This is a genomic window from Sphingobium sp. (genome assembly GCA_023266575.1).
Taxonomy (GTDB): Bacteria; Pseudomonadota; Alphaproteobacteria; order Sphingomonadales; family Sphingomonadaceae; genus Sphingobium.
Genome location: JAHFPV010000004.1, coordinates 13440 through 29418 on the forward strand (window position 1 = coordinate 13440; position 15979 = coordinate 29418).

Below are 15979 nucleotides of genomic sequence, written 5' to 3' on the forward strand. Positions count from 1 at the left end.
AAATGGCAAGGCGTGAAGCTAGCGGGACAGGCCGGGCCGGTCCAAGCCGAAATCCGCCATGATCCAGTCCCATCTTGGCTTGATGCCGGAGCGGCGCCGCAATGCCGCCAGCGATCAGTGCAAGCCGTGCATTGATCCATGCGGCATTGGGATTGGCATCTTGTCGGGTTCCAGCGCTATCGAAGTAGGGCCGATCCGGTGATCAATGCCGGACATCATAAGCGCAAGCCGCAAACATTAGGGGAGTGATAGGGCCATGAACGCCACCCGTCGAACCAAAGCGATCCTGAGCCTGTCCAGTGCCATCGCAACGATTGCCCTGGCGCCCATGGCACTGGCGCAGAGCGATGCGGGGGCTGCATCGCCCGCCACCGCCCTGCCGCAGGACGAACCTGCCGCCGCCGACATCGTCGTCACCGGATTTCGCGCCAGCCTGAACAGCGCGCTGAACGTCAAGCGTAACGAAACCGCCTCGATCGACGCGATCAAGGCAGAGGATATCGCCGAATTCCCGGACCTGAACCTGGCTGAATCGCTCCAGCGTATTCCCGGCGTCGCCATCAGCCGCGTGAACGGCGAAGGGCGCAATGTCACCGTCCGCGGGCTCGGCCCTGAATATACCCGCGTGCGCATCAACGGCATGGAAGCCATCGGCACAACCGGCGGCACCGACAATTCGGGCGGCGTCAACCGTGGCCGTGGTTTCGACTTCAACATCTTCTCGTCCGACCTGTTCAGCAACCTGTCGGTGCGCAAGACCGCCACGGCCGATGTCGAAGAAGGGTCGCTGGGCGGCGTCGTGGACCTGCAAACCGCGCGTCCGCTCGACTATAAGAAACCCACCGCCGTCCTTTCCGCCGCCGCCAGCTATAATGATCTGAGCGGCAAGACGACGCCGCGCCTGTCCGGGCTGGTCGCGACCCAGACCGATGATGGCCGCTTCGGCGTGCTGCTGTCGGTTGCCTATGAAGAGCGCAAGATTATCGAGGAAGGCGCGAACATCACCCGCTGGACCTATGGCGGGTTCAACGGCGGATTTGCCCCGACATCGACCCTGCCCGGCAAGACGATCGCGCAGATCAACGACGCCAATCCCGGCACCGCGCTGTTCCATCCGCGTATTCCCGGCCTGGTCAGCTACGACATTGCACAAAAGCGCCTGGGTGCCGCGGCGTCGGTTCAGTTCAAGCCGACCGACCGCACGACTATCTCGATCGACAGCCTCTTTTCGCGGCTCGACGGCACCCGCAAGGAAGCCCAGCTCCAGGCGATCAGCTTCAGCCGGTCGGGCAGCGGCAAGCCGCAGACGATCATCCGCGACGGCACGGTCGATGGTGACAACAACATCATCGCCGGCACGTTCGACAATGTCGATATGCGGTCGCAGTCCCGCTACGACGTCCTCAAAACCGAATTCTATCAGGTCAACGGATCGATCGACCAGCAGCTGGGCGACCGGTTGAAGATCAACATCATGGGCGGCCACGCCAAGTCGGAATTCAGAAACCCGATCCAGACGACGGTGACGATCGACGCGGTCAATACCGGCAATTTCCAATATGATTTCACCAGCCGCTTCCCGACCATCGCGCCGGGCGTCGATGTCGCCAATCCGGCGACCTGGAGCTTCATCAACGGGACGTCGGAAGTCCGCATCCGCCCGCAGACGGTGGACAACGCCTTCACCACTGCCAAGGGCTTTGTCGAATGGGAAGCCAATGACATGGTGACCCTGAAAGCGGGTGCCGACTGGCGCAAGTTTGAATATGATTCGACCGAGCGTCGCCGCCTGTCGGGCGAAACGGTGGTCGCCCCGCTGACCGCCGCCGAACTGGCGAGCATGACCACCCTGTTCGACGGGTTCGGCAAGGGGCTGAACGTCCCCGCCGGCACACCGACCGCGTGGATCGTCCCCAATCTGGCTGCCTTCATCAGTCAGGGCAATATTTACGGCAATCCGATCTACGCCACTGGCGGGGTCGAAAATGCCACCGCGCGCGGCTCCTATGTCACCGTGACGGAAAAGGATCTCGGCATCTGGGGCATGACCCAGTTCAACCTGGCCGATGCTGGCGTCCCGATCCGCGGTGACCTGGGCATACGTTACGTCAAGACCGACCAGTTTTCGACCGGCTATGCCAGTCGCGGTGCGGCCACCAACCTGGTAAGTGCCGATCGCACCTACAAGCGCTGGCTGCCCTCGATCAACCTGGTGGGCAATATCACGGAGGACCTGCAGGTCCGCTTCGCTGCGGCCAAGACGCTGGCCCGCGCCGGGATCGCGTCGCTGACGCCCGGTGGCAACCTCAACGTGTCGGGCGGCAACCGCAGCTTCTCGTCCGGCAACCCTGACCTCAAGCCCACATCGTCGAAGAATCTGGACGTGTCGATCGAATGGTATCCGACGCAAGGGGCGATCTATGCGCTGGCCGCCTTCCGCAAGGATATCGGCACCTTCGTACAGACGCTGAGCGTGGGCGTGCCCTATGCCAGCCTAGGCCTGCCCAATTCGCTGCTGGACGGCACGACGGCATCGCCCAGCGACGTGTTCATCGTCAGCCAGCCTGTCAATTCGTCGGGCGGCATCCTCAAAGGCTTCGAAGTCAATATCCAGCAGCCCTTCAGCTTCCTGCCGGGTATGCTCGCCAATTTCGGCGTGCTGGCCAACTATACGTTCGTGAAGTCGGACATTGAATATCTGACCGCCGCCGATGGCAGCACGTCGACCATCGCGCCGCTGGTCGGCCTGTCCAGGCACGCCGCCAACGCGACACTCTATTATGAAACCAAGAAGTTCCAGATTCGCGGGTCCGTGGCCTATCGGTCCAAATATCTGACCGCGGTGCCGGGGACGGAGGGCAATGCCTATAATGGCACCAACCGCACCATCAATGTCGATGCCCAGGCCAGCTACAACATTACCGAAAAGATGAAGCTGAGCATCGAGGCGATCAACCTGACCGACACCAAGAACGACCAGTTTGTGGACGAAACCAATCGCCTGAACGTGCTGACCCACAGCGGTCGCCAGTTCAACTTCGGTATGCGCTACGCCTTCTAACCCGCCCTTCCTGAAAGCGGAGCGCCCTGATGGCCAGTTGCCCTGCACGGCAACTGGCCATTTTTTCGTGGCGCGTCAGAAGCTCTTTTTCGCGGTGATCGACCATTCGCGCGGCCGTCCGACCACACCAGTGACGACGCCGAAGCTGCCGACATTTTCAGCCTTGCCCGCATAATAATAGCTGTCGAGCAGGTTGGTGACGGCCAGGCTGAGCGACCAGTCCTTGTCCGGCCCCTGATAGGTCAGACGCGCATTGACCAGATGGGGGGCGTTGATCTGGTTGAACGGGTTGTTGATGGCGTTGTAGAAATAGTTGGAGCGCCACGACCAGTCGATCCGCGGCGTCAGTGTGCCAGACCCGCCCAGATCGGCCTCATATTGCATACCCGCCGACAGCTGCCATTTGCTGATGAAGGGAGCGATCATATCCTTGGTCACCAAAGTCGCGGGGTTGGTGATCTTCTTATAATCAAAGTCGAGATAACCGGCGGACGCATCGATCGACAGGCCGTCGGTGGGATGGAGCGAGGCTTCCAGTTCCCAGCCGAACACGCGGGCGTCGCCAGCGTTGGACGGCACCGAGCAGGAGAATACCACGCTTTCCGGACACTGGTAGCGGACCAGCTGCATATCCTTGTAATCATTCAGGAACACAGCGCCGTTGAGGCGTATCATGCGGCCCATCAGGTCAGCCTTGAACCCGGCTTCATACGTGGTCAGCTTTTCAGGACCAAAGGTCTGCACCTGATCGGGCGCGGACGGGCGCGGATTGATGCCGCCACCCTTGAACCCGGTCGAAACCTGCGCATAGGTCATCAACTGGTCACTCCAGCGATAATTGACCCCCAGACGATAATCGAGACGGCTGCCCTTGAACGTACCCGACAGGCCATCCAGCCCGGCGAGCAGGAAATTGGGCGTGAAGAAAGCGCCGCTCGGCAAAGTGCCGTCAACATTGCGGCGCGAATAGTTATAGGTCTTCTTGTCGTCGGTGTAGCGCAGCCCGGCAATCACGTTGAACGCGTCGCTAACATGGAATTCGGCATGGGCAAAGGCCGATGCGCTGCGGTTCTTGACCACATCATCGACCAGGAAATCGAACAACAACGTCGGGATGGCGCTGCGCCCGGTCAGCAGGTCGGTCGCCTTATAGTAAAAGCCCCCCACGGTCAGGTCGACCGCGTCGTTAAAATTGGCGCTCAGGCGCAATTCCTGCGTGAATTGTTCATGGCCATAGTTGAACTGCTGCAACAATATGGCGAGTGGGGAACCATCCACGTCGATCGCGCTGGTGCCATCGGCCTTGCGATAGCCGGTGATCGACTTTAGCTTGAGCATGTCCGACAAATCATAGTCGATCGTCCCGGCAATGCCCCAACTCTTGACCGAACTGGTCGGGCTGGCGGTGAAGCCGCCCGGAGCCACCTGGGTCGGGATGCCGAACACGGTCGTATAATTGCCGCCCGTAGCATAATTGGCATAGGAGGTGTAGCTTTTCGACGCGGTGATGAAACGGCTGTCGAACGGGATGCCCGCGGTCGGATTGCCCGGCACATAGCTGCGCACCAGCGGATTGTTGGCGTAGAGCAATTTGGTCGCGACCGCTTCGCTATTATCCTTCGACACGTCGGCGACGATGTTGATTTCCAGTGGCGATCCGGCGGGCGCGTAACGCAGCGCGGCGCGCAGGGCCATGACGTCGATGCCACCTTCGGTGCCGGCCTGACATCCTTTGTCATTGGTGCCGGTGGGCGCAATGCCCGAGGCAGGATTGACGCAGCCATAATCGAGCAGCTTCATATAGCCGTCGACATTTTTCGATACGCCCGACACGCGCAGGAACAGGCTGTCGGTCAGCGGGATATTGGCGCTGCCACGCAGTTCCAACTTGTCATAGCTGCCATAGGTCGCCTCGATAAAGCCGCCCGCCGTGGCGTCCGGCTTCTTGCTGAACAGCTTGACCGCGCCGCCGACGCTGTTCTTGCCCGCCAGCGTCCCCTGCGGCCCGCGCAGCACCTCGACCCGCTCCAGATCGGTCAGGTCCATCACCGCGCCATAGGTGGTGCCATAATAGATATCATCGATATAGATGCCGACCCCCGGCTCCAGCGCGAAACTGGAATCGAGCTGACCAACGCCACGAATGAAGGCGGCGACCGAATTACCCTGAAGGCTCGTTGCTGTCGCCAAGGCGACGTTGGGGGCGAACTGGCCGAGGTCGGTGACGCTGGTCTGGCTGCGCGCGGCGAGCGTTTCGCTCGATACCGCCGTGATCGCGATCGGCGTGTCCTGCAAATTCTGCGCGCGGAACTGGGCGGTGACGATGATGTCGGCGGGCTGGCCCGGCTGATCGGCGGCCTGTTCCGGCGCGGTTGCGTCCTGCGCCAGTGCGGGCGTCGCGATCATCGCGGCGACCATCGCCAGGCTGGCGGCGCTGCCGTTGAACGCGAATTTCCAGATATATGTCATTTTTTTCCTCCCTGTTGTCAGCCCGCTGGGCATGGGGAGGACGACACCGGACCATCCCTGGGGCGATACCGGTCCGGGCGACGCTTATGCGCCTGCCTTTGCTGCCATCCTCTGGTCCTGCTCGTCGGACTGTTCTGCTTTGCCAGTATTTTTGGAGGGGGATGGGGCCGTTACGACCCTGCCCTCTCCGCCATTAAATAACGATCGTTACTATTTGTCAAGCGGCGTCCGCAAGCTGCTGTGCCGACACCCAGGCACCATGAACCTGCGCACGCATCGGCAATGGCATCGGCACGCGAGCGATCGGCCCGGCGGCAATCGCACCTGCCTCCACCACCCAGAGTTCCGACTTGAAATCCGCCTCGCCGGCCTGTCGATCGACGACCATCAGCAGCCAGCCGTCATGGCCATCCTGTGCCGATGGCACATGTACCGGTTCGCTGATCGCCATACCCGGCTCCAGCCCCATCATGTCGATGCGACCATTGCCCGGCTCGATCCGCAGCAAGGCGTTGAACGCGAAACCCACCGGCCCACCGGGCAACGGCGGGCCGCCCTGCGGGTTCATCGACAGATACCAGGCCGCCCGATAGGGTCGCCCCTGATCCGCATCGCGCAGGCGCGGCATGTCGCCGGGCGGGCCGACCAGCCGTTCCTCGAACGTCTCACCCTCCTTCGACAGGTCGAAGGTCCAGCGGGTCAGCCCGCCCTGAATCTCACGCTGGTCGCGCTGGATGCCGCCCGCCTCGCGCATGAAGCCGAACGCATTGGTGTCCGACAGGCACAGGTCGAGATGGACAAAGCCATCCTCTTCAAAGGCGTTTACCAGATGGAAGGCCGACACGCCCTTGCGCCCCTTGAACCAGCGCATCTCCTCCACCTTGCCATAGCGCGGCATGATACCGACCCAGCTTTCCAGATCCTGCTGGTGCGCCCAATGCGCCCCGCCCGCCTTCAGCCGGTCGAGATCGGCGATCGTCGGGAAGATCGGGAAGATCGCGTAATTTTGGGTGATCGCGAAGTCATGAATGGTCGAGCAATAGGGCTGGTCGAACCATTGTTCGGAGATCAGCTTGCCATCGCGATCCGCGATCGCATAGGATATTTTGGTCGAACATAGCCCGTCGGCCTCATAGCCGAAGAAGAACATCTCGCCCGTTTCCGGGTCCACGCGCGGATGGGCGGTGAAAGTCCGGGATTTGAGCGCGCCATAATAGTCCCACCGGCCCAGCGTCTCCAGCGTGTCGGGATCGACCTGATAGCCAAGGCCATCCTCCTTGGTCATCAACAGCCGCCCGCCGTGCCAAACCGGCGTGGTATTGGCGACCGTGCGGTCGCGCCCGGCAACACTGGGATCGTCGGTAAAGGGGTTGCGATACTGGCCGAACAGCGCGTGCCGCGCCTCTTTCTCCAGCCGGTAGCGTTCGGTTTCGACATAGCGGATCGCATAATCGACCTTGCCATCATGGATGGCGAATTTCGCGACCATGCCGTCGCCCGAAAGCACGATGTCATCGTCGAACATCGGCGGATGGGCAGGGTCCGGCACGGCGCGAAAGAAGGCGCCGTCAATCTCGGCAGGGATCGTGCCGATAACGTCCAGATTGCGCGCGGACCATTCGATGCCCACGGGCCTGTTCAGCCCGATGAAATGGATGGTCTGGGGATAGCTTGGCATCGCCCTTGGTTCCTTATTCTCTCCTGGGACTTATACTAACATTCGTTACTATTATTGCAAGCGTAGAATGTATGCCTGGGCAACCTTTATGCCGCCTGCCGCGCGTTGCGGCGCAGGGTCTTGAGAACATGATCCGCACCCTTGTCGCCGATCATGATCGCGGTCGCATTGGTATTGCCCGCCGGCAGCGACGGCATCACCGACGCATCGGCGACCCAAAGCCCGTCCACACCGATGACGCGCAAATCCGCATCGACCACCGCAGCCGGATCATCGCGATGCCCGATCCGCGCCGTGCCGACCGGGTGATAGAGCGGGATCGACGCCATCTTCACATAATCGCGCAACTGCGCCGCATCCGTCAGCGCCGCGCCGGGGCGCAGTTCCGATTTCACATGCGCCGCGATAGCCGACTGGCGCAGGATATCGCGGGCGATACCGATGCCTTCGACGATCTGTTCTATGTCCAGCTCACTGTCGAGTTGCCGGTGCGCGATGACCGGCGGCGCAAGTGGATCGGGTGAGCGCAGCGTGATCCGCCCGCGATGGCTGGGCCGCATCAGGCCCACCAGCGTCGACACGGACGGATTTTTCCGCAGCATCAACCGGCCCCGCTCGTCAAAGTCGAAGGCGAAGGCGGCAAAGCTGATCTGGAGATTGGGCGCGGGCAAATCCGCCCGGCTTTTGACGAACGCCTGCGCATGACCGATCGCGGTGGTCAGCGCGCCGCGTTTCGCCAAAGCATAGCGCAGCACCTGCCAGGCTCCGCGCAACCCCTGCGCATCGCTGTTGAGCGTAGCAGCATCGACTTCGTTGACGACATGAGTGCCGACATGGTCCTGCAAATTGCGCCCGACGCCCGGCAGGTCGCGCACAACCTCTATGCCCATATCCGCCAGATGATCGGCCGGGCCGATGCCCGACAGCATCAGCAGGCGCGGCGTGTTCATCGCGCCTGCCGACAGCACCACGCCATGCCGCGCGCGCAGGATTTTCTCGACGCCATCCTGACGATAGACGATCCCGACCGCGCGCTGATCCTCGATCAGCAGCCGAAGCAATTGCGCCTCCAGCAGAACCGCCGGTGCCTTGCCGCCGCGCCGTTCGTGCAGATAGCCGCGCGCCGCCGAACAGCGGATGCCGTTGCGCTGCGACACCTGGACATAATCGACGCCCTCGGCACTTTGCCCATTCAGGTCGGTCGAGCGGGCAATGCCCGCCTGCTGCGCCGCCGCGATCCACTGGTCGGTGATCGGATAGCGCGCGCGTCCTTCCGATACCGCGATCGGCCCGCCAGTCCCCCGCCATGTATCCGCGCCACGCTCATTATCTTCCATCCGCCGGAAATAGGGCAGCACAGACGCATAGTCCCAGCCGTCCGCACCCATCGCTGCCCACTGGTCATAGTCCCAGCGATGGCCGCGAATGAACATCATGCCGTTGAGCGCGCTCCCCCCGCCCAGCAGCTTGCCCGCCGGCCAGATGTCCGCCCGCCCGCCCAGCGTCGGGTCCGGCTCGACCTGATAGCACCAGTCATAGTCCGGGTTCTGCACAATCGCGCTGGTCAGTGCAGGCACGCGCGATCGCATATGCCGGTCGGTCTTGCCCGCTTCGATCAGGGTGACGGCCAGCCCGGCTTCGGCCAGCCGCCCGGTCATCGCCGCTCCGGCCGATCCGCCGCCCACGACGATGATGTCGGTATCTTCCATGGATGATCCTAAAAATTCGACATGACGGCGATGCTGGGCGCATCGAGCGGTTTGCCAGCCGCCTTGAGCTTGATCTCGCGCGCCCGCAACGCGCCCTGCTCGGCGATCAGCCAGGCGTGGATCGCATCGACATCCTGCATCGACAGCAGATCGTCCCAGCGCGGCATCCCGCCCGGCAGCAACAAACCATCGCGCACGATCGCGCCGAACATGTCATGGGTCGCAGGCTGCATCCGCCGCAGGTCGGGCGCGGTCGATCGCAACTGGTTGCTGTGGCAGATGGCGCAATTCTGGAAAAACAGCCCCTGCCCCCGCGCAATCATTGCGGGGGTCACGCCAGGCTTCTGCGCGGGCGGCGCGGCGGCGACCTCCAGCGGCGGCAGCGGATCGGGCTTCTTCACCGGTGCGCCATCCAGCTTGAACACCAGCAGCCGGTTGGCATTGCCATAGCGATAGGCCGCGGAATAGTCCGGCACATAGCCCCAGCCGCCGCCGCCAAAGCCGGTCGCCACTGCCACATATTGCACGCCCTTGACCCGGTAGGTCATCGGCGCAGCCATGATCGAGCTGCCGGTATCAATTTCTTTCAGCAGCTTGCCGCTGTCCGCGTCCCGCACCATCAGCTTGCCGCCGATCGTGCCGTGAAACACCAGCCCCGATGCGGTGGCGAGCGTCCCCATCCGGTCCTGCCACCCCTGCGTCGGCACGGCCCATTTCGCCTTGCCGGTCAGCGGATCGATCGCGCGCAGTTCCGAACTGTAGGGCTTGTCCTTCACCCATTGCATTTCGGGCAGCTTCTCCACCTGATCGCGGATCGCAGCGGGAAGCGTCGGCAACACCTGTTGCAGCATGGGCGTGAAGATCAGGGTCGTCTGGACGTTCAGCGCCTTCGCCCGGCGCGCCTGTTCCGACGTGCCGGGTGGCGGGCCGAACATGAGATTGCCCATGTCCAGCACATGCGCGAAATAGAGTTTGCGCGTCGGATCATAAGCGGCGGGATACCAGTTGCGTGCGCCCGCCGAGGCTGGATAGACGATGCGCGGCCCGTTCCAGTAATCGACATTTTTGGGCGTCATCTGCGCAACGCCATCCTTGTCGAACCCCTTGGTCCAGTTGGTCCGCACGAGCGCATTGATCCGCAGCGGCTTGCCGGTTTCCCGGTCGATCACGAAGAGATAGCCGTTCTTGGGCGAATGAAGGATGGCGGGGCGGACCTTCCCGTCCACCTCGACATCAGCCAGCACCATCGGCTGGGTCGCGGTATAGTCCCAGCTGTCGCCCGGCGTTTCCTGATAATGCCATTTGACCGCGCCCGTCCTGCGATCCAGTGCGACGATGGAGGAGAGATAGAGGTTGGTGCCGCCCTTAGGCGATCGCGTCTTTATCGCATAGGGTCCGCCATTGCCGACACCGATATAGACAGTGTCGAAGGCCGGATCATAGTTGATCGCATCCCACACCGTGCCGCCGCCGCCAATGTCCCAGCGGCTGTCCTTGTCCCATGTCTTGAGCGCAGCATCGAGCGCGGGATTTTCCTGCGGGCCGGTTTTGGGATCATGCGGCACGGTGAAGAAACGCCATGCCTGTTTACCATCGGCGACGCGATAGGCGGTGACATAGCCGCGCGCGTCATATTCCGCGCCCGCATTGCCGATCAGCACCAGATCGCCCGCGACTTCCGGCGCACCCGTGCTGGTGTAGCCGCGGCTGTGATCGGTGACCGTATCGACCTTCCAGACCACCGCGCCGGTCTTGGCGTCGAGCGCGTAGAGCATCCCGTCGAGCGCGCCGACCATCACCTTGCCATCGGCCACGGCCACACCGCGATTGGCCTGGTCGCAACAGGCCGAACGGTTGGCCTGCATGTCTACTTCCGGCTCGAACGTCCAGAGCGACACGCCGGTCGCTGCGTCCAGCGCATAGACCCGGCCCAGATTGCCGCTGGTGTAAATCACGCCATCGACCACCACCGGTGTGGCTTCCTGCACCCGGTTGGTGCCCAGATCTTGCGACCAGGCGAGGCCGAGCCGTGCGACATTGCCCGCGTCTATATCAGTCAGCCGCGAAAAATGGCTGCCGCCGACATCGCCCCCGGTGAAAGGCCAGTCGTCGCCCGCGCCGCCTTTGTCACCCGCTGCGCAACCCGCCAGTAACAGCAAAGCCAGAATTGCGCCTCTCACAGCGGCCAGCTCCCCTTGTGCGCCAGCATGACCTCGTGCAGCGATTTGGGCTTCCGGCCCGTGATCCGTTCGACGCAATCGGTGGCCTGGGCAAAATAGCCTTCGCGGATCGATTGGCCGAAGGTGACCATGTCATCGCTCGACCAGGGAATGGGACCATCTGGCGCGATGTCGGACGCATGGCGGGGGATGCCGAGCGAATCGAAATAGGCGAACATGGCGTCGTCATCGACTGGCTCGACGACGATCGGCTTGCCCGCAATGTCGCTGGCCATCGCCATCGCTTGCGGAATGGTGACGAGGTCCGGGCCGGTCAGCGTATAGGCCTTATTTTCGTGACCCGGCTGGGTCAGCACGCCCACGGCGGTGGCGACGCAATCGTCGCGGCTGACGAATGCGACCGGACCATCAGCGCAATTGTCGGGCTTGGTCCCGGCGATCAGCGCGGGGATGACCATCGCGGCGGCGACCGCTTCGGCATATTGGCTGTCACGCAAATGGGTCCAGGCTGCGCCCGACGCCTCGATGATTTCCTCGGTCGCGCGATGGTCATATTTGACGATGGCGGGATTGCCCGGTTCGTCGGCGGCAATGATCGATGTATAGACGATGTGGCGCACCCCTTGGGCCACCGCCGCCTCCACCGCACTGCGATGCTGGCCGACACGGGTGCCGACGCGGGCGGTGCTGATCAGCAGCATCCGTTCGCCCGCCGCCATGGCGGCGGGAAGGGTCGCGGGATCATCGAAATCGGCGAAGCGGACGTCGGCACCCTGAGCGGCAAAATTAGCTAAATTAGCAGGAGTGCGCGATAGCAGGATGACGTCCTGTGGCGCGACCTTGTCCAGCAACAGGGCTGCGGCGGCGCGACCAAATGCGCCGGAAGCTCCTGAAATGATGATCTTTCCCATGCGTCCTCTTGCCCATCTTCTTATCGTCTGTTGCGCTCAATAGTAACGAATGTTATTGTTGCGTCAAGAGAGTGAAAACAGGAGAGTGACTATCATGCCAAGCCTGCCCATCGAGGACCGGATCGCGCTACAGGATCTGATTGCCGCCTATGGCTGGGCGCTGGATACGGGCGATGTCGATGCGCTGGTCGCCTGCTTCACGCCCGATGCGCGGATGGTGGAGGAGGTGTTCGACGAACCCGACATCTGGGAAGGGCATGAGGGGATTCGCGGGATTGCAGAACATTATCGCAACGCGCCGGGCTTTCCAGGTCGCCAGCATCATGTGACACAGGTTCAATATAGCCCGCAGGACGATGGCAGCTGCACCATGCGGTCTTTCGCCTTCGTCACGGAATGTGAAGGTGAACCGCCCTATCTGCTGCGCTTTGCAGGCTGGTATGACGATCATGCGGTCAAGGGCGAGGACGGCCAGTGGCGTTTCCACCGCCGCACCGTGCGGCTGTGGGATGGGCAAGTGCTGAGCAAATTCCCCGGTCGGGGCGAATGGGTGCCGCGCAAGCGGCCGGAGTCGCTGATCATTAAGCGCTGACAGGACCGACTAGCCAGGGTGCGCATCAGGCCACCCCGGCGATCGAACGACAGCCCCCACCCCAGCCCCTCCCCTGAAGGGGAGGGGAGGTTTAAGTGCGACAAGCACCCAGCTTAGCGCTGGTTCCGCTGCTCCTGTGACCGGCGTGATTTCGCACTGCTCCACCCCGCCCAGCGCCAGTTCGGCAAAGGCTTCGGGCCAGCGTGCGCCAGCGAGGCGCGCCAGCGTGGCAATGGTTGCGCCATCGGGCGCGCAGATCGGCACCATCACGCCGACGGCGCGATGCAGGACCAGCGCGACGCGGCGATAGCCTGCTTCCGCCGCAATCTCGCCGATCAGCAGTTCATCGCTGCGCCGGGTGACGCCGAACAGTGATGCCGGTTCGCCCGCTATCAGGCCGCGCAATTGTCGTACCCGGTCGCCCTGCAGCGACAGTGATGCACCGCCCAGCGCTCTGGCCCGTGCGGCAAATCGCTGTCCTGCGCCAAGGCCGGGATCATGCAGCAACAGTGCCCCGCCCGGTCGCGCTGCCATCGAGCCACCCGATCCGGCGAAGGCGGACACCGCCGCCGCGCTGGACAGAAAGCCGCGCCGTGTCACGATGGTCATTGCCCCCCCTCCCCGGCTCGCGCCAGATGTTTCGCGATCAGGCCCATGTCCGCGTCGCTCACCTCGCCACGCGGAATGGCCGGCATGTTGCCGATCCCCATGCGCGCGGCCTGCACCACATAATCGACGGTCAGGTCGGTGCGCTTTTCCAGCAGCGGCTGTTCCGTGCGCCGTGCCAGCAGTCCCGTCCCCATCCCGCCCGGCCCATGGCACATGGCGCATTTTTCGAGATAAAGCCGCTCGCCCGGTCCCGCCTTGGGCCTGGACGAGAGGGTTTCAGGCGCGGGCAGCGGTGGCGGCCCCTTGGCCGCCTGCGCCGGTGTCGATCCACTTTCACTCGCGCGGCCGCACGCGGCCCCAGCCAGCACCAGGGCGGACGCTGCCAAGACCATCCATCCCCGCCGCATCATGCCCGGCCTCCTGCTTTGCGGGTGGGCCAGATGCCGCTCTTGCCCGGCGCGATCACGCCGTTGGGATCGAGCGCATCTTTGACCTTGCGGTTGATCTGCCACAGCGCCCCCTTGTTGAAATCATAGGTGGCAGCGACCGCATCCATATAGTCGAGATGGGTGCGATATTCGCCATAGCCCTGGGCCTTGGCATCGGCGATCAGTTGCTTGAGGAAGGGATCGACCCGGCCCATCAGCGCTGGATCATCCTTGTTGATCAGCACGGCGTTGACGTTGATGAGATGGCGTTCGCCGAACGCAAAGCTGGCCTGATAGTCCATGCCAAATTCCTTGTAGCGGGCATAGGTGCGCTGGAACTGCGCCATGGCCGCCGCGCCCGATTGCGGCAATATGGGCGAAAAGCCGACATGACCGCCGCGCCCGCCATGCCAGTTGGCGTTCTGCATCGGCATGGTCTGCGGCGTGCCGGTCCAGCCGCTCGCCTCCATCGGTTCGCCCGCTTTCCAGTTGGTCGGGCGCATCGCCATGGGTTTCAATGCGCCCATCGCCTGTTCCAGCACGGCATAGGCCGCCTTGTTCACCGACTCGCGACCATAGAGGCGCAGGCTGACCCCCCACCAGCCGACATTGAATTTCTTGCGGATCGCCGCGATCACATCGTCCGCCAGTGCGCCGGGCTTGTCAGTCCACTGGTCGCGGGTCGTCACCACGGCGGCGGCGCGCAGCCAGTTGCCGATGGTGGGCGACTGCTGCAACAACCCTTCCCGCCGCAACGGCGCGATGGCGTCGATCAGCGGCCCCAAATCCTCCGGCCGGTCAAATTCCAGATCCATGCCCATCAGCGATTCGGGAGCGGGCATCAGCCACAGGCCCATTTTGGTGACGATGCCGAAATTGGACTGGACGAACATCTGGTCCCAGCTGGGGCCAAAGCCGAAACGATAGAGCTGCCAAGTCGGTGCGCCGTCCAGCGCGCCCATGCCAGTGCGCACGACCAGCCCGTCGGCCATCACCGCTTCGATACCGCAGATGCGCGCCGCATGTTCGCCATAGGGGGTATAGCCCACGCCCCGGTCGAGCGCATTGCCCACCACCGATCCCCAGCTATTGCCCGGCACCGACAGCCAATGCTTCATGCCTCTGGACTTCAGGAAATCGTAGAGATCGTAGAAGCCGACCCCCGGCTCCAGCAGCACGGTGCCGTTCGCCTCGTCATAGTCGATTTTCTTCATGCGGCTCATGTCGAGGACGACCGATCCCGCCAATAGAGGTGCGGAGCCGCCATAGCCCAGATTCTTGCCCCGACTGATCGGCCAGAGCGACAGGCCGCGTTCCGCCGCGACGCGGACGATCGCCTGCACCTGCTCCACAGTCGCCGGCGCTACGGCCCCGGCGGGATGATGCAGCGCGTCGTCGATGGCGAACTTGTCCTGATAGGCAAGCTGGTCCGCTTCGTCGAAAAACACATGATCCTTGCCGACGATCGCGGCGAAGGCGGCGATGGCGGCGGGCGGGAGGGGTTGGGCCATGCTGCTAATATGCCTTATGCTTGGAAGGGGGTTCAGGCCGCTGCCGTCCAGCGGGTGCGCGCCGGGGGACGCGCGCCGCCGTCGAGCCGCAGCACTTCGGCGTTGATCATCGGGCTGCGAATCAGGAACATGGCGGCGTCGGCAAATTCCTTCGCGGTGCCAGCGCGGCGGGGAAATTCCATGCCGTCGATCAGTTCATCGACCAGCGCGGTTGGCATATGCGCCGTCATCGGCGTGGCGAAAAAGCCGGGCGCTATCCCGACACAGCGGATCGCGTGGCGCGACAGGTCGCGCGCCCAGATCAGCGTCAGTGCGGCCAGCGCCGCCTTTGACGCGCTATAGGCACCCATCCCCTCCTGCCCCTCGAACGAGGCGATGGAACAGGCATTCAGGATGATGCCACGTTCGCCATCCGCGCCGTCGGGGGCGTTGGCGATCATGGCGTGGGCGACATGGGCGGTGACGGCGACTGCGCCGATCAAGTTGACGTCGATCACCTGGCGAAAAGCGGCAACGTCGCCCGGACCGGCGGGCGTTGCAATGGGACCAATGCCGCCGATGCCCGCCATATTGGCCAGGATAGCGATCGGGCCATGGCGATCGACAATATCTGTGACGATGGCTGAAAGAGCCGCTCCATCGGTGATGTCGCATGGGATCGACTCGATGTCTGTCAGCGCGGCCAGCTGCCGGTCCAGCACCACGACGCGCGCTCCGGCGTCGCGCAGAGCCAGCGCCACCGCTTCGCCCAGACCCGATGCGCCGCCGGTCACGAGCGCCACTTTGCCCTTCACGTCCATCCCGCCTCGCTCCGCCGGTCGTGCCGACATT

At 63.3% G+C, this 15979-nt stretch carries 11 protein-coding genes; 2 read left to right on the forward strand and 9 right to left on the reverse strand.

All coding sequences use genetic code 11. The annotated features are described in order from the left end of the window. The first annotated feature begins 256 nt into the window (after nucleotides 1–256). Nucleotides 257–3061 carry a TonB-dependent receptor gene (locus tag Q0D44_RS06095; protein WP_294134028.1) on the forward strand — a complete coding sequence of 935 codons (2805 nt, stop codon included), beginning with the start codon at nucleotides 257–259 and terminating at the stop codon, nucleotides 3059–3061. A 75-nt stretch (nucleotides 3062–3136) separates the two neighbouring features. On the opposite strand, the gene Q0D44_RS06100 is transcribed toward Q0D44_RS06095, so the two are convergent. The 5 genes from Q0D44_RS06100 to Q0D44_RS06120 all read right to left on the reverse strand — a co-directional run bounded on the left by Q0D44_RS06100 (nucleotide 3137) and on the right by Q0D44_RS06120 (nucleotide 12008). Further along, nucleotides 3137–5530: a TonB-dependent receptor gene (locus Q0D44_RS06100; RefSeq protein WP_294134030.1), complete on the reverse strand. Its 2394-nt coding sequence runs from the start codon at nucleotides 5528–5530 to the stop codon at nucleotides 3137–3139. 217 nt (nucleotides 5531–5747) lie between these two features. Further along, the gene (locus Q0D44_RS06105) at nucleotides 5748–7208 is read right to left on the reverse strand and encodes a carotenoid oxygenase family protein (RefSeq protein ID WP_294134032.1); all 1461 of its coding nucleotides are present in this window, start codon (nucleotides 7206–7208) and stop codon (nucleotides 5748–5750) included. Nucleotides 7209–7294: 86 nt separating this feature from the next. Beyond that, nucleotides 7295–8917: a GMC family oxidoreductase N-terminal domain-containing protein gene (locus tag Q0D44_RS06110; protein WP_294134036.1), complete on the reverse strand. Its 1623-nt coding sequence runs from the start codon at nucleotides 8915–8917 to the stop codon at nucleotides 7295–7297. An 8-nt stretch (nucleotides 8918–8925) separates the two neighbouring features. Beyond that, nucleotides 8926–11097 (reverse strand): PQQ-dependent dehydrogenase, methanol/ethanol family, encoded by a 2172-nt coding sequence (locus tag Q0D44_RS06115; protein ID WP_294134038.1) that lies wholly within the window; start codon nucleotides 11095–11097, stop codon nucleotides 8926–8928. Further along, on the reverse strand, nucleotides 11094–12008 hold the full coding sequence (locus Q0D44_RS06120; RefSeq protein ID WP_294134041.1) for an NAD(P)H-binding protein: 915 nt from the start codon (nucleotides 12006–12008) through the stop codon (nucleotides 11094–11096). The genes Q0D44_RS06115 and Q0D44_RS06120 overlap by 4 nt, the downstream gene beginning before the upstream one ends. Nucleotides 12009–12102: 94 nt before the next feature. On the opposite strand from Q0D44_RS06120, the gene Q0D44_RS06125 reads away from it, so the two are divergent. Beyond that, complete coding sequence (locus tag Q0D44_RS06125) at nucleotides 12103–12600, forward strand: nuclear transport factor 2 family protein (RefSeq protein ID WP_294134042.1); 498 nt, start codon at nucleotides 12103–12105, stop codon at nucleotides 12598–12600. A 9-nt stretch (nucleotides 12601–12609) separates the two neighbouring features. On the opposite strand, the gene Q0D44_RS06130 is transcribed toward Q0D44_RS06125, so the two are convergent. The 4 genes from Q0D44_RS06130 to Q0D44_RS06145 are packed head-to-tail and all read right to left on the reverse strand — an operon-like array spanning nucleotide 12610 to nucleotide 15948. Next, nucleotides 12610–13209 carry a hypothetical protein gene (locus Q0D44_RS06130; protein ID WP_294134044.1) on the reverse strand — a complete coding sequence of 200 codons (600 nt, stop codon included), beginning with the start codon at nucleotides 13207–13209 and terminating at the stop codon, nucleotides 12610–12612. Next, nucleotides 13206–13619, reverse strand: a complete 414-nt coding sequence (locus tag Q0D44_RS06135) for a cytochrome c (RefSeq protein WP_294134046.1) — start codon at nucleotides 13617–13619, stop codon at nucleotides 13206–13208. Before Q0D44_RS06135 ends, Q0D44_RS06130 begins: the two co-directional genes overlap by 4 nt. Then, complete coding sequence (locus Q0D44_RS06140; protein WP_294134048.1) at nucleotides 13616–15148, reverse strand: FAD-binding oxidoreductase; 1533 nt, start codon at nucleotides 15146–15148, stop codon at nucleotides 13616–13618. The genes Q0D44_RS06135 and Q0D44_RS06140 overlap by 4 nt, the downstream gene beginning before the upstream one ends. A gap of 32 nt (nucleotides 15149–15180) precedes the next feature. Next, nucleotides 15181–15948 (reverse strand): SDR family NAD(P)-dependent oxidoreductase, encoded by a 768-nt coding sequence (locus Q0D44_RS06145; protein WP_294134050.1) that lies wholly within the window; start codon nucleotides 15946–15948, stop codon nucleotides 15181–15183. Nucleotides 15949–15979: the final 31 nt, after the last annotated feature.